This is a genomic window from Candidatus Abyssobacteria bacterium SURF_5, from assembly GCA_003598085.1.
Taxonomy (GTDB): domain Bacteria; phylum Abyssobacteria; class SURF-5; order SURF-5; family SURF-5; genus SURF-5.
This window is the reverse complement of sequence record QZKU01000129.1, coordinates 17239-30102: the sequence shown is the minus strand read 5'-3', so window position 1 is coordinate 30102 and position 12864 is coordinate 17239. Positions and strand designations below refer to the sequence as shown.

Here is a 12864-nt window from a genome sequence, read left to right as displayed (position 1 = left end):
GGCGACGCAGTTACCTTCGGCTAACGGAAGTGGACATCTTCCGAAGAGGACTTTCACCTCTCTGGTCGCGCCTGCTTGCAGGCGCACTAGCACAGGCGTTTCGCCTGTGAATCCAGAATACGCGGCCCCACTTCAACTTGTAACCTGGTTGGAACTCGTAACAGGCTCTTCTGTCGTCGCTATTTCTAGTCTGTAGAAAAACGCCCCACTCGCTGCTACTTTTAAGTAGCATGCGAAGATTACCTCGTGACCAAAAATATCTTATGGCGGTAGGTTTGGCAATTCGCGTCCTCCGCACCGCAGCTAACTTGAGCCAGGAAGGCCTCGCCGAAAAAGCCGATTTACATCGCACCTATATCGGCAGCGTGGAGCGCGGAGAGAAAAACGTTACCGTACTAAGCCTGCTCCACATAGCAAAAGCATTAAAAATCACACCCGCCGCAATTCTTTCGAAGGCGGAACAGATTCTGAAGAACGATACCCGAATACGTTCGCGAAAGAAATAAAAGACGTGCGATTGTAGATCGGCTTTTTCTCTTGGGACATAGCGGCTTACTTCTTAGAACCAATTCTTGAGCTACCTGAGCCCCCTCGGAAGCAAACCTCGTATCCACCAGGGAAATCAATGACCCGCCTCTATAGATAACCTGTTTTGGGTTTTATCCCATTCTAGGTTTATATTCAACCATGCAAAAATCTCCTTTCACAAACAAATACAACAAGTTCCGCAAGCTCCTGATTGAGGCGCGGAAAAAATCCGGACTTACTCAAAAGGAGGTGGCGGAAAAGTTGTCGCGCCCGCAATCCTTCGTCTCGAAATATGAGCGAGGCGAACGAAGGCTTGACGTGGTGGAATTTCTCGAAATCGCAAAGGCGCTTGAGATTTCGCTCTTTAGCTTCTTCAGAAAACTTGAAGAAGACACCCGACAGCAATAATGATTTTTGTGCCAGACCAACTGACTTCCGAAGGTGCTTAGCCATGGCGGCCGGATTCGCATCCTCAGTGAGAGAATTTCTCACAACCGATAAAGATCATATTGTCGGTAGACTCGTCACTGCGATCGCAAATAGCGGATTTGAAAGTCAGCAAAGCCGACAAATACGGGTGTGGGCAGAAGAAGTTGATGTCCTGAAAACCCAGCTTCGGCTTCTTGTCTGCGAAGACCCTCGGGTTGGGCTCTGGCATATCATTCTTGAATACGAAATTCCAAGGAGGCAGAAGAGACCAGATGTCATATTCCTAGCTCATGATATCGTAATGGTCTTAGAATTCAAATTTGCCGCGACATCTTTTGAAGCTTCCTCCCGCTGGCAAGCAGAAGACTATGCCCTGAACTTGAGAGATTTTCACGCCGAGAGCGCAAGCCGTCGTATTATCCCGATTCTTTGTGCAGCCGACGCCAAGCTTCCAGATGCGATGCAAAATTTTCTGCTTTCAGATTCAGTTGCGAATCTTCAAACAACTAATTCAGAAAAATTAGGAGCTTGTCTAAAGAGATGCTTTGATGCATTCCAACGAAAGCAAGAAATGCCCATTCAAGCAGATGAATGGCTGAATTCTGCTTATCGGCCAACGTTGACTGTTATCGAAGCCGCAGAGAGACTTTATGACCGTCAGGATGTTCGTGAAATTTCGCATAGCTATGCGGAAAATCTCGACAAGACGACAGATATGCTAATGAACATAATTGCAGGCTCCAAGGCGCAGCGAAAACATACCATCTGTTTCGTTACTGGTGTGCCCGGAGCCGGCAAGACTTTGACAGGGTTGAACGTCGTCCATGATCCCGCAATTCGCTCTAAACAAGGGCCTTCAGGCATCTTTCTTTCTGGAAACGGACCACTCGTTAAAATTATCCGTGAAGCCATCGTTCAGAACCAGATGAGACAAGGGCACAAACGCCGCGAGTGCAAATATGAAGTGGAGATCTTCATACAAAACGTGCATACCTTCCTGAGCCATCACCATGAAAATCCTGACGCCGTGCCACACGAGCACGTGGTGATTTTTGACGAGGCTCAGCGCGCATGGGATCGGAAGCAGATGAGGCGGAAACGATCTTTGGATATTTCCGAACCTGCCCAATTACTTGAAGTGATGGAACGTTTTTCTGATTGGGCCGTTATCATAGCTTTAGTTGGCGGAGGGCAGGAGATATATTTGGGCGAGGCCGGACTTGAAGAATGGGGACGAGCCCTGCTATCTTCGCAAAAGAAATGGTCAGTAGTCGCGTCGCCAGAGGCGTTATCAGGAGGAGCCAGCGTGGCCGATCATCGACTATTTGATGATCAGACGGCTTTAAATATGGAAGTTGTTGCAGAGCCACTCTTTCACTTAAGTGTTAGTGTCCGCAGTCACCGTGCCCAACTTATCGCAGAATGGGTGAATGCCCTTCTAGAACTTGATACCATCAGAACGTTCGAAAAACTTCCAGATACTCGCGAATTTCCTGTTGTTGTTACTCGTGATTTGGAGGATGCACGACGCTGGCTAAGGTTGCGGACTTTTTCAGATAGAAATTTACGTTGCGGTCTTATCAGTACCTCTGAAGATCAGCGCCTGCGTGCGTACGGCCTTGAAGCATCTTCGAATTTCCGCTCTGACTATCCCTTCGAAAAATGGTATTTGGCTGGACCGGATGACATCCGCTCCAGTTTCCAGCTTGAAGTAGCTGCCTCCGAATTCGAGTGCCAAGGACTCGAACTTGATTGGGTGGGCGTTTGTTGGGGTGGAGACCTGACACCAGATGAAACCGGTGAGGAGTGGGAGTATCGTAACTTCAGAGGGTCCAAGTGGCAAAGGTGCCGACAAGCTGTCGAACAGGAATATATTCGTAATCGATATCGGGTGCTTCTTACGAGGGCAAGGTGCGGAATGGTGATTTGGGTACCTCCGGGAGATGAATCCGATCCCACAAGAGATCCGCACAGGTTCAATCGCGTCTATGACCTCATCAAAGCAGCCGGAGTGCCCAATTTAGAAATATCCGAACTCGAGTAGGACCTTTCAAGCCTTCCATCGTACCTTCCATAAGCCGGAAAACATCAACTTCATATTTTTCGAGACAGTCTGATCATATTGGCGGCCCGCGATCGATCATTTGAACTTTTCGAATAGTCGATGTATCATTCCAATGGCTGAGTCAAGAGTATTCTATAGGACTGAGGAGGCTTATCAATGAACACAATTGAGGACGTAAGCTCCCTTGTTGATGAGTACCGGGCGCTTTTGGGGGACACTGAGACTGTTTCAAAAGAAGCGCTTGAAGATGTGCTCGTTCAAGAGGGAGACTGGACTCCACGAGCCGCTGAACACTTGCTACATCTGGCAAAAAGCTACGGCTCCTTCATGCTCCGGAACGCGCTTGCGATATCCTTAGCGCTTGACATCGAAGACGGAGAACTAGGTTTTTAAGGAGGAAGTCAACGGAGCACCGGAGAAAACAGAGGAAGACATCGACTCCCCATTCTTCATTTCACATCTCTGTTACCTCCGGTTCCTCCTGTTCAAGAGAATCTTAGCCCAACGCCCACCGCCGGAAGCCCGCCTTTCCAATCCCTGGCCTGAATCCCGTTTTTCCAATTCTGCTAACGGCACGTTCCCGCGAGGCGCGGGATGCCCCTACATCGGCGTTCATCGGCGGACATTGGCGGTTCCACCACTCTTTCTTCGTGCTTTGTCTTGGTGGTTGCCAGCGAAGGTTTCGGGTTCCAGGTTTCGGGTTGAAGGTTCCAGATCAAAAGAAGATTCCTCCGTTCCCTCCGTTCCCTCCTGTGGGTTCTTTTCACCTTTCAGCGGGAGAACATCTTCTTTGTGCCGTTGTGTCTTGGTGGTTGGGCTTTTCCTTTCCCAGGGTCTCCTGATCCCCGTGGTTTCATTCTTGTCGCTGTTTCTCCGGTTTTCCACAGGCGACGCCTGTTTGCCTGCTGCGCGCTTGACAGAGACAATCAGCACAGATAGAATGCTGCCGCACGCCTGTCACGACAGCCAGACCGACGCCGCCTTGCAGCGCTCAACCATCATCCGCCGGAGAGACAGCATGCCCGAATGTTCGTTTCGCCTCGATCTGATCCAGTTCCTGTTCGAACATCGAACGGGCGCCATGACCGCGCTGCTCCAGCTCTTCAGTTTCCTCGGCGAGGTCGAGGGCTACATACTCGTGATCTCGCTTATCCACGTCGCCTACGACAAGAAACTGGCGTTCCGACTGTCGGCGCTGGTTCTGCTCGCGATGTCGCTGAACCATGTGCTGAAGACCATCATCGCGAACCCGCGACCGTTCATCCGGGAAGGGACATACATGGAGAAGTGGGCGGTATCAACGGCGAATGCCCACGAGCTTGCGCCGGAGTATTCCACCCCGTCCGGTCATGCCATGGCAGGGTCTTGTTTCTATTCGTACCTGTACGGCAGCGTGAACAGCCGATACGTCAGGACCGCTGCGATCGCAACGCTCATTCTCACCGGCATCTCGCGTCCCTACCTTGGCGTCCATTACATTGAGGATATCGTTCTGGGTTGGATTTTGGGAGTCCCGATCGCTCTGTTCGCGATAAGATTTGTCGGCGACATCCGCGGGCTGTGGAACAGGCACACGTTGCAGCACCAGCTCCTGATCGTTGTTGCGGCAAGCGCACTCGTCTGGCTCGGCACGCGGCCGCTCTACGCGTCGAGCGCTCTCGGACAGCCGCTTCCATTCGTGAGCTACCTCGGATTCCTGGCGGGAATCGTGCTCGGCTATCCGCTCGAGGCAAAATGGGTTCGCTTCGATCCTCGAAGCGGCTGCATTGTGAGCAAGACGCTTCGGTACGCGCTCTCCGTGGTCCTAGTGATCGGCACGCTGCTCCTGCTCGATACGGTTTTCGGACTGGCGGCGAGCGATTCCTCTATCCTCGGAAACATCTTGCGATACGTGCGCTATGCGATGGCGGCTCTCGCGGGCGTGCTGCTCGCGCCCTTCCTGTTCGTCAGACTCGGCCTCGCCGGGACGACTCCAAAAATCAAAGAATGACCCATAGTCTTCTGCGTCTCGCGCGAATTCGTGGTGGAATTAGTCTTTGTCTTCAATCTGAGAAAATCAGCGTCATCCCGGATCGAGTCCAGGACGGCGTCTGCGGATAATAGTTTTTCGGGCACGGCTTGCCGTGCCCCTACACCCGCGTGTATCGACGTTCAGCGGCGGTTCCCTCCAATTCGTGTGAATCCGTGTCAATCCGTGGTGAAAAGATTAGTTCAAGGTTCAAAGCATGCCCCGGACCCGATCCGGGGTTCCAGGTTCAAGGTTGACGAACGGAGAGTTTGTCGGCGTGTATCGACGGTTTCAAGAATTCGTCTAATTCGCGCCAATACGTGGTGAAATTAGTCTTGTCTTCAATCTGAGTAAATCAGCGGAATCTGCGGATAAAGTGGAGGTGGGCGTCTGCGGATAATGGTTTTTCGGGCACGGCATGCCGTGCCCCTACAATCCGTGAAAACCCGCGTTAATCCGTGGTTTCGGCAATTTATCTGATAGTTCGTGGTCAAGAAAAGCCTCTCTTATAATCGTCGAAAACCAGCGTAATCAGCGGACCTGAGAACTCCTGCTCTTGTCGTTCAGAGGTCTTTGAGGAGCACGTTTTTCGGAACGGATGCGGTGGAGGCGTCGCGGGAGCCGTCGAGGGATGCGCTGATTTTTTCGACGGCCTCCGACTTCGCGAGCGGCAGAGCGTCGATCCCGATGTTTTCGAGGCGGTTGATTACCTCCCGGACACTGAGGCTGTGAATATCGAGGGCGGGCTGATAAACGACATCCTTCGTCTCGTTTCCGCCAACTTCTGAGAGAATCCCGGCCTGTACGAGGTCGTAAACCGCCTGGTTGACCATTCGAACCGGAGTCCCCAGCCTGTCGGCAATCTCGCCGGCGGATGGCGGCGGCTCGCCCTTTCGGAAATCGCTCACGCACAGATGCGCGACCGCGAGCGTGACCAATCTTCTGAACGCGGGACTCACCTTCTGGCAATCCTGTTCGAACTCGTAGGTCGCCACGTTCTGATGCGCGAACGACAGTTCCGCTCCATACAGCAGAATCAACCAGCTCATCTGCAGCCAGATCAGGAACAGAGGCAACGCGGCAAAGCTCCCATAGATGGCGTTGTAGCTGTTGATCCCTATCTGGAACGTGATGTACGCCCACTGCACGATCTGATAGACGCTGCCCGCCAGGATTCCGGCAAGCAAAGCCGACCGCGTGTTCACCTTGCCGTTTGGCAGAAACATATAGATGAACGCGAACAATCCCCACAGCACCGCGAACGGAAGGATTTTGAGCAGAAGCAGGACTGGTCCGGAAACGAATGCGAGATAGTCGTGTGTTGTCAGGATGTCGCTTATGCGGCTGGTGACCGCTACGGTCATGCTTCCGGCCACAATGAACATGATCGGCGCGACCAGCATGAACGAGAGATAATCGCTGAACTTGCGCGCCATGGTTCGATGCTTCTTGATGCCCCAAATCTCGTTGAAGGAGCGCTCCATGTTTCCCAGCACCTTGATGATCGTCCAGAAAAGGAAGATCACGCCGATGCCCGCGACCAGACCGCCCTTCGTGTTGTCGAGCATATTGCGGGCAAACGTGATGATCTGGGAGACGACCTCTTCATGTTCCTGAAGCTGTTCCCTGATTCTTTCTTCAAGGATGTGGTCGAATCCGAAGCCCTTCGCGATTCCGAAGGCCATCGCCATGATCGGGACGATCGAAAGCAGCGTGTAAAAAGTGAGGGCCGATGCCCGCAGCGTGCATCTGTCCCGGTCGAATCCCTTGACCGACAAGACGATCACCCGCAGAGCCTTGATCCACCAGGATCTGCGCGCCGGCTGCTCCTTCAATGGAATTCGCCAGATATCCTCGCTGAGAAAGGTGAGTACGCCCTTCATCGGAGTGTCTCCCCGTTCGGAAAGATGATGCGGCCTGTAATTACCCCATGTTACCTTTCCGTTCCTGGGGAAGTCAAATCGAGCCGATGTTAAATTTCGGACGAGAGAGGAGAGGAGATTCTTCGCTTCGCTCAGAATGACAATGGAAAGGACATCGGCGTCTATTGACGGTTCCACCACTCTTTCTTCGCGCCTTTGTGTCTTGGTGATTGGATTTTTAAAAACAGTCTATAGTAAGACAGTCCACAGTCTACAGTCCATTCCGCGAGGCGCGGGGTCAGGATGACAAAAAAAGGTGGGGTCGGCGGCACAACGGGCGGGTTCGAAACCCGCTCCTGCGGTGGGAATGAGATCGCGTGGGTGGGAACAATCGGCGTTGTAGTCGTCGTTCATCGGCGGTTCCAAGAATTCGTAATTCGTGGTCCAAGAGGTTGGTTGCGGCTCCGCCGCGCCATGATGTTCGAAAGGTTTGATGAGGGCGTACCCCGTCGAAAAGCAGTGTATCTTATGTTTTCAGACTATCGAATCCGGCGAAGGCGCTGGCGGCCGCTATTCACCTGCAGGTAAAGTGAGCGGAATCGGTTGAGGCATCGAGGGTTACAATCGGAATTTCCACCTGGTTACCGGGCGAGCGCGGACATTCCAGAAGCAGGCTCTGTAGTCGGCGTCACAAGAACGCTTCTGAAAATCGTTCTGTCGGTCCGACACTTTCGTGACAAATCCAAATTTCCGTGATATAATCACCCCGGCCTATCACGCGGGTCTTCCAGAGACTCCAGCACCTCGTCCCTGGCAGATTCAACCTCTCCATCATGAGAAGTATGCCCTTCCCGAAAGGGGGAAACCAACAGAAGAAGGGGCTGCTGTCAGTGTCAGTCATTTAGCTTATTCGCAGGCGCAATTGTTTAATCGGGAGGATAAGCTCACATGAACCGCAAAATCATTTCACTTGTCTTCATTCCTGTCATTCTTTTCTTCTTTTCGGCAACATCACTTGCCGATGAGGTTGAGCTCAAAAACGGAGACGTCGTAAAGGGAGAGATAACTGAGGAAACCGAGCAGTTCATAGCAGTAGAAACCGATAAAGGGACCTCCTTTATCAAAAAAGATGAAGTAAAGGCGGTATCGAGGAGTCAAATGGCCGCGACCACGGGTACCGTCGTCGAGGTGACGGGCGCGGTGGATGTGCTTCCGAAGGGTGGAGAGCAGTGGACGCCCGTGCAAAAAGGGACTGTTCTGAATGAGGGAGACTCGGTCCGAACCGGCTCCGACTCGAAAGCGATCGCTCTGCTCGGGAACCAGGCGATCATGGCAGTAGAGCCGGAAAGCAACGTAGGTCTCAACAAATTACAGCAGTCACCAAAGAAAGATATTAAGGTAAAAGTGAATCTCGACCGGGGCCAGATATGGACCGACGTCGGCAAATTGAGAACAAAGGACTCGAAATTCCATGTCGCCACCCCCGCGGCGGTAACCGGAGTTCGCGGAACGATCTTCACTGTTCAGGCCGGCCCCGAAAAAACAACGGTCGCCGTTGTGGACGGAAGCGTGGATGTGCGCACGCGCGAGATGATGGAGGGCCCCGTCCGCGTCAAGAAAAATTACATGACCGAGGTAACGCCCAATAGACCGCCCGCAAAGCCTACGGCCATATCCGGTGCTTTTCTGGCGCAATGGGCTATTTACCAGGCAAAATTCGGATTGCTCAGGAGCGGCATGGGCGGCGGGTTCCAGGTTTCGCCCGGCCAGGCGGCGGTGGGAGGCGCGGCTGTGGCGGGAGCCGCCATTGCGGCGGCCGCTGCAGGTGGAGGCGGGGGCGGCGGCAGTTCGCCGGCTGCTCCTCAGACCGTGACGGTAACGGCGAGCAGAAGCGGAGTTTTTCCTGTTACACCAACGGACACGGAAATCGATGGCTCTCCCGAAATAGGGGAACGCACAGTTACCCGCGTAGATGTAAGCCTGGACTGCAATCCCATGACTGTCCCGGACCGATTTCAAGTCATCTATGAGGGCAGCCCGATTGCTGATACCGGCGATCTGATTGGAACGCCGACGACTATTACCGGAAGCGCGCCCGGATCGTCGACGATCGTTACCATCCGGGTGATATCGGAGGGTGTCGGATCAGAATGGCATTGGGACGCGGTAGTGACATATCACGTGGAGTGAAAGGCTTGTCCTCGAGTCTGATTGCGGCAACGAGATGCAGACGCGGCTGCACTCTTGCGGCGCTCTGTGTCTTGTTCGTTCTGGGAATGATCCTGCCGGCGGGCGCTTTTACAACTCCCGCAGAAATCCAACAACCGGACAATGCTCCGCCTCAAACCGATGCAACCCAAGCTGGGGGCCCACCCCTCTCAAGCCCGCCGGGTGAAGGCCCCGGTTCCATCCAGGAAGAGCCGGGCTCTCATGCGCGTTCTCAAGATACCGCCGCAGCCGATCCTGTCCTTGTGCTGACGCTGGAAGATGCGATCAACCGCGCGCTTGAGGCGAACAGGAGCATCCTGGACGCCAGGGACAGGCTGGAGAGCGCCCGGCTATCGATCGTTTCGGCTGAGTCGGAGTTTGAACTCAAGCTCTTTCCAGACGCCGTGGCGGGAGTCACGGGCGGCGATGACGAGGACGACGGAGAGCTTCTCGGGGCTGGAATTTCGATCGAGAAGAAACTTCCCATCGGGACAGTCTTGGCAGTTCGCCCGAACGTGGAGAGAGACGATGACGTTTATAGGAGCAGCGTCGATTCCTTCCTTATACAACCGCTCCTGAGGGGGGCGGGCCGCGAATTCAATCTGGCGCTCGTGCGGGAATCGGAGTTCGGTGAGCGTTCATCAGAAAGATCGTTATACCTGACGCGCGCAGGTACCGTGATCTCAACGGTTGGAGCCGTATATTCTGTGATAGGCCAGCGTGAATTCGTGCGGCTGAATCTGGAATCCGTTTCGCGGCTGAAAGGCCATGCTCAGGCCGCTCGAGTCAAGGAGAAATTCGGACTGGCCACTCCGATCGATGTGTATCGTGCCGAAATACAGATGAAACAATCCGAAGATAGCCTGGCCACCGCCCAGGAAGCTTACCAGGATGCACTCGATAATCTGAGACTCATCCTTGCCCTTCCCATTGAGGAAGACATCGATGTCTCCGCGCCCCTGGACTACAGCATCGTCCGCATGAAAGAAGAAGAAGCGATCGAGATTGCGCTCCGAAACCGCGTGGAACTCAAGCAGGCGTGGGATACGGTAATGAATGTGGAGCGGCGATCCAGGGTGGCGAAACACGGGATACTTCCGGAGCTCAACGTGGTCTTGTCCTTTTCTCCGTTTCAAGAGAGCGCCGTATTTGAAGAGAGCCTGCAACTGGATAAATATTTCTGGGGAATCAATCTCACGAGCACGACGGATCTCGCCCGCACCGCGGAGCGCGCCGCATATGAACAGAGCCTGATCGAGGTTCAGGCGGCCTACAGAGACATGGTCCTTACACGCGACGAGGTGGTTCGCGACGTGAAAAGTTCGTTGCGCACCCTGATCAAAGCCGAACAAAGAATCGAGATCCAGAAACAACAGATAAAACAATCCGAAGGCAAGCTCAAGCTGGCCCAGGTGAAATTCAAGCACGGTATGGCGAACAACTTTGACCTGATCGAGGCGGAAGAGGAGTTGCGGAGGGCGCAGACAAATCTCGTTTCCGTCGTCATCGACTATATCGTCGGGACCTACGCCTTCAGGGAATCAATCGGGACTCTCCTGGAGCAACCAGCGGGGCTGTGATGAACGAAAAGAAAAGAATGCTTTATGTAACCCTTGCGATCGTCCCCGTGATGCTGATTGGATTCTTGAGCGCCGGTGTATACCGACACCGACTCGCCGGAGATGAGATGATCTTTGCGGTCGTAATGAGGAAATCGTTCGACGTGAGCGTTCAACTGGTTGGCCATCTTGAAGCTGCATATTCCATTACGGTCAGCTCCGAGGTCAAAGGAGATTCAGGCAAGATCATCTCAATCATCGAAAACGGCACACGAGTCGAGAAAGGAGACGTCCTGATTCGCCTGGACCCGACCCTCTTTGAAAAAGACGTGGATGCCTGCTCCGAAAAGCTTGAAGTGTGCAAGGCCAATGTGATAGCGCTTGAGCAGAGTTTCGAATGGGAACAGAATCAAGCCGTTCGAGAGGTCAAAACGGCGCAATACGAATTTGAAGTGTCAAAGATGGAGCTCGAGAAGACAGAAAAAGGGGATGGTCCACTCGAACTTGCCCAACTGGAGAACGATGCTAAAAAAGCGCAAAGCGAATACCTTGAGAAATCCGGCTACCTCGCTGACCTGGAGGAATTGGAGAAGCAGGGCTTCAGTAATCCCGCCGAGACCGAGCAAGCGAAAAAAAAGATAGACGAGGCCAGGGAAACATTTGAAATTGCGGAAAGAAAACTCGATGCTTTCAAAGAGTACCTGCTTCCCGCAAAAATTGAAATGGCGAGAGCCAAAGTCGAGAGGGCGAAATCGGATCTGGAACAGACGAAGAAATCAATGGCGATCAGCGTCGCCAAGGCGTCAGCCGAGCTGGACCGGGCGAAGCGAGAGGTTGAGTTGGCCGCGACCTCGCTCGCGGCGGCGCAAGATCAGCTCGCCAAGACCGTGATAACGGCGCCCACACCCGGCCTTGCCATCATCCGCGAAACGTACTTCAGGGGTGAAAGAAGAAGAGCTCAGGTGGGAGACACCGTGTGGCAGAATCAGCCGCTTGTGTATCTGCCCGACATCTCCGAGATGCTGGTGAATACGAAGGTGCGCGAAGTGGATTTACATAAACTGAGAAGCGGACTTCCCGCGACGGTTTCCGTCGATGCGTATCCTGAGACTCGACTCAAGGGAGCGGTTCATTCCATCGGAGTGCTGGCCGAGGAAAAGGCTGAGGTGAAAACTGCCGAAAAGTATTTTCAGGTAACGATCGCGATACAGGAACAAGACGCGCGGTTGCGCCCGGGCATGACCGCAAGCGTGAGAATCGTGTCCGACAGTGTCAGGGATGTTCTCGCCATCCCGATAAATGCGATATTCGAAAAGGAAGGCCGCAAGTGTTGCTATGTCGTTCACGGGAATGGCTACGAGCTGAGGGAAGTGATCGTGGGCGCTCAAAAGGAGGACTTCGCGGAAGTGAAAGAAGGCCTGTCTGAGGGCGAGAAAATTTGTCTCATAGAACCTCGTTCCGATCAGATGCAGAGCCGGAAGTCGACAATCATGAAGGTCGGAAGCGGTCCCCAAATCAGATGCAGACATGGCAGAGCTGTTGGCTGAAACCGAATCTATTAAGAAAGTCTTTCAGAACGGGCAACTATGCGTCGAAGCATTGCGCGGCGTAAGCATGCGGATTCATCGAGGGGAATTCGTGGCAATTATGGGGCCGTCGGGCTCGGGCAAGTCTACGCTGATGCACATAATCGGATGCCTGGACCGGCCGAGTTCCGGCGTGTATCGGTTCGGCGGCAGGGACGTCTCGAATCTCTCGGACAAGCAGCTTTCTCGTATCCGCGCCAATGAGATCGGGTTCGTGTTTCAGACATTCAACTTGATCCATGGATTCAATGTGTTGGAAAACGTGAGATTGCCATTTCTCTACAGGGATGACGACGAAGGGCTGACCGATCGTCGGGTCGTCAGTGCGATAGAGAAGGTGGGGCTCGCGGGCAGGATTCAGCATCGTCCTTCAGAACTCTCGGGTGGAGAATTACAGAGAGTCGCCATCGCGAGGGCGATAGCGATTGATCCTGTGATCGTGCTGGCGGATGAGCCTACTGGAAACCTGGACTTCGGCACCGGGAGAGACATCATGTCCTTGTTTCTCCAACTGAATGCGCAGGGCATGACGGTGGTTCTGGTGACTCATGATCGGCAATTGGCCGAATGCGCCCAGAGGATCATCCACATTCGCGACGGCGCAATCCAGCCGGATTGA

11 protein-coding genes are annotated in these 12864 nt (G+C 53.6%); 9 read left to right on the top strand and 2 right to left on the bottom strand.

The features are described 5' to 3' along the window. Positions 1-230 precede the first annotated feature (230 nt). The 4 genes from C4520_19675 to C4520_19660 all read left to right on the top strand — a co-directional run bounded on the left by C4520_19675 (position 231) and on the right by C4520_19660 (position 3415). Positions 231-506 carry an XRE family transcriptional regulator gene (locus C4520_19675; protein ID RJP15998.1) on the top strand — a complete coding sequence of 92 codons (276 nt, stop codon included), beginning with the start codon at positions 231-233 and terminating at the stop codon, positions 504-506. Between the two features lie 181 nt (positions 507-687). After that, the gene (locus C4520_19670) at positions 688-936 is read left to right on the top strand and encodes an XRE family transcriptional regulator (protein RJP15997.1); all 249 of its coding nucleotides are present in this window, start codon (positions 688-690) and stop codon (positions 934-936) included. Continuing rightward, the gene (locus tag C4520_19665) at positions 821-3001 is read left to right on the top strand and encodes a DUF2075 domain-containing protein (protein ID RJP15996.1); all 2181 of its coding nucleotides are present in this window, start codon (positions 821-823) and stop codon (positions 2999-3001) included. Before C4520_19670 ends, C4520_19665 begins: the two co-directional genes overlap by 116 nt. A gap of 177 nt (positions 3002-3178) precedes the next feature. Next, positions 3179-3415 (top strand): hypothetical protein, encoded by a 237-nt coding sequence (locus C4520_19660; protein RJP15995.1) that lies wholly within the window; start codon positions 3179-3181, stop codon positions 3413-3415. Between the two features lie 219 nt (positions 3416-3634). Here C4520_19660 and C4520_19655 read toward each other — a convergent pair whose 3' ends face one another. After that, positions 3635-3955 (bottom strand): hypothetical protein, encoded by a 321-nt coding sequence (locus tag C4520_19655; GenBank protein ID RJP15994.1) that lies wholly within the window; start codon positions 3953-3955, stop codon positions 3635-3637. A 7-nt stretch (positions 3956-3962) separates the two neighbouring features. Here C4520_19655 and C4520_19650 point away from each other — a divergent pair, with 7 nt between their 5' ends. Beyond that, positions 3963-5012 carry a phosphatase PAP2 family protein gene (locus C4520_19650; protein ID RJP15993.1) on the top strand — a complete coding sequence of 350 codons (1050 nt, stop codon included), beginning with the start codon at positions 3963-3965 and terminating at the stop codon, positions 5010-5012. Positions 5013-5593: 581 nt separating this feature from the next. Here the strand turns inward: C4520_19650 and C4520_19645 are convergent. Continuing rightward, complete coding sequence (locus C4520_19645; protein ID RJP15999.1) at positions 5594-6913, bottom strand: YihY/virulence factor BrkB family protein; 1320 nt, start codon at positions 6911-6913, stop codon at positions 5594-5596. A gap of 927 nt (positions 6914-7840) precedes the next feature. On the opposite strand from C4520_19645, the gene C4520_19640 reads away from it, so the two are divergent. The 4 genes from C4520_19640 to C4520_19625 are packed head-to-tail and all read left to right on the top strand — an operon-like array spanning position 7841 to position 12864. Continuing rightward, positions 7841-9082 (top strand): hypothetical protein, encoded by a 1242-nt coding sequence (locus tag C4520_19640; GenBank protein ID RJP15992.1) that lies wholly within the window; start codon positions 7841-7843, stop codon positions 9080-9082. Beyond that, the gene (locus C4520_19635; protein ID RJP15991.1) at positions 9043-10680 is read left to right on the top strand and encodes a TolC family protein; all 1638 of its coding nucleotides are present in this window, start codon (positions 9043-9045) and stop codon (positions 10678-10680) included. The genes C4520_19640 and C4520_19635 overlap by 40 nt, the downstream gene beginning before the upstream one ends. Then, positions 10680-12206, top strand: coding sequence for an efflux RND transporter periplasmic adaptor subunit (locus tag C4520_19630; GenBank protein ID RJP15990.1), 1527 nt, complete (start codon positions 10680-10682; stop codon positions 12204-12206). Before C4520_19635 ends, C4520_19630 begins: the two co-directional genes overlap by 1 nt. Next, positions 12187-12864 carry an ABC transporter ATP-binding protein gene (locus C4520_19625; GenBank protein RJP15989.1) on the top strand — a complete coding sequence of 226 codons (678 nt, stop codon included), beginning with the start codon at positions 12187-12189 and terminating at the stop codon, positions 12862-12864. The genes C4520_19630 and C4520_19625 overlap by 20 nt, the downstream gene beginning before the upstream one ends.

Excerpts from the sequence above, each read along its gene's own strand:
- C4520_19675 (RJP15998.1), top strand. The coding sequence starts at position 231 with ATGCGAAGATTACCTCGTGACCAAAAATATCTTATGGCGGTAGGTTTG.
- C4520_19670 (RJP15997.1), top strand. The coding sequence starts at position 688 with ATGCAAAAATCTCCTTTCACAAACAAATACAACAAGTTCCGCAAGCTC.
- C4520_19665 (RJP15996.1), top strand. The coding sequence starts at position 821 with ATGAGCGAGGCGAACGAAGGCTTGACGTGGTGGAATTTCTCGAAATCG.
- C4520_19660 (RJP15995.1), top strand. The coding sequence starts at position 3,179 with ATGAACACAATTGAGGACGTAAGCTCCCTTGTTGATGAGTACCGGGCG.
- C4520_19650 (RJP15993.1), top strand. The coding sequence starts at position 3,963 with ATGCTGCCGCACGCCTGTCACGACAGCCAGACCGACGCCGCCTTGCAG.
- C4520_19645 (RJP15999.1), bottom strand. The coding sequence starts at position 6,913 with ATGAAGGGCGTACTCACCTTTCTCAGCGAGGATATCTGGCGAATTCCA.
- C4520_19640 (RJP15992.1), top strand. The coding sequence starts at position 7,841 with ATGAACCGCAAAATCATTTCACTTGTCTTCATTCCTGTCATTCTTTTC.
- C4520_19635 (RJP15991.1), top strand. The coding sequence starts at position 9,043 with ATGGCATTGGGACGCGGTAGTGACATATCACGTGGAGTGAAAGGCTTG.
- C4520_19630 (RJP15990.1), top strand. The coding sequence starts at position 10,680 with ATGAACGAAAAGAAAAGAATGCTTTATGTAACCCTTGCGATCGTCCCC.
- C4520_19625 (RJP15989.1), top strand. The coding sequence starts at position 12,187 with ATGGCAGAGCTGTTGGCTGAAACCGAATCTATTAAGAAAGTCTTTCAG.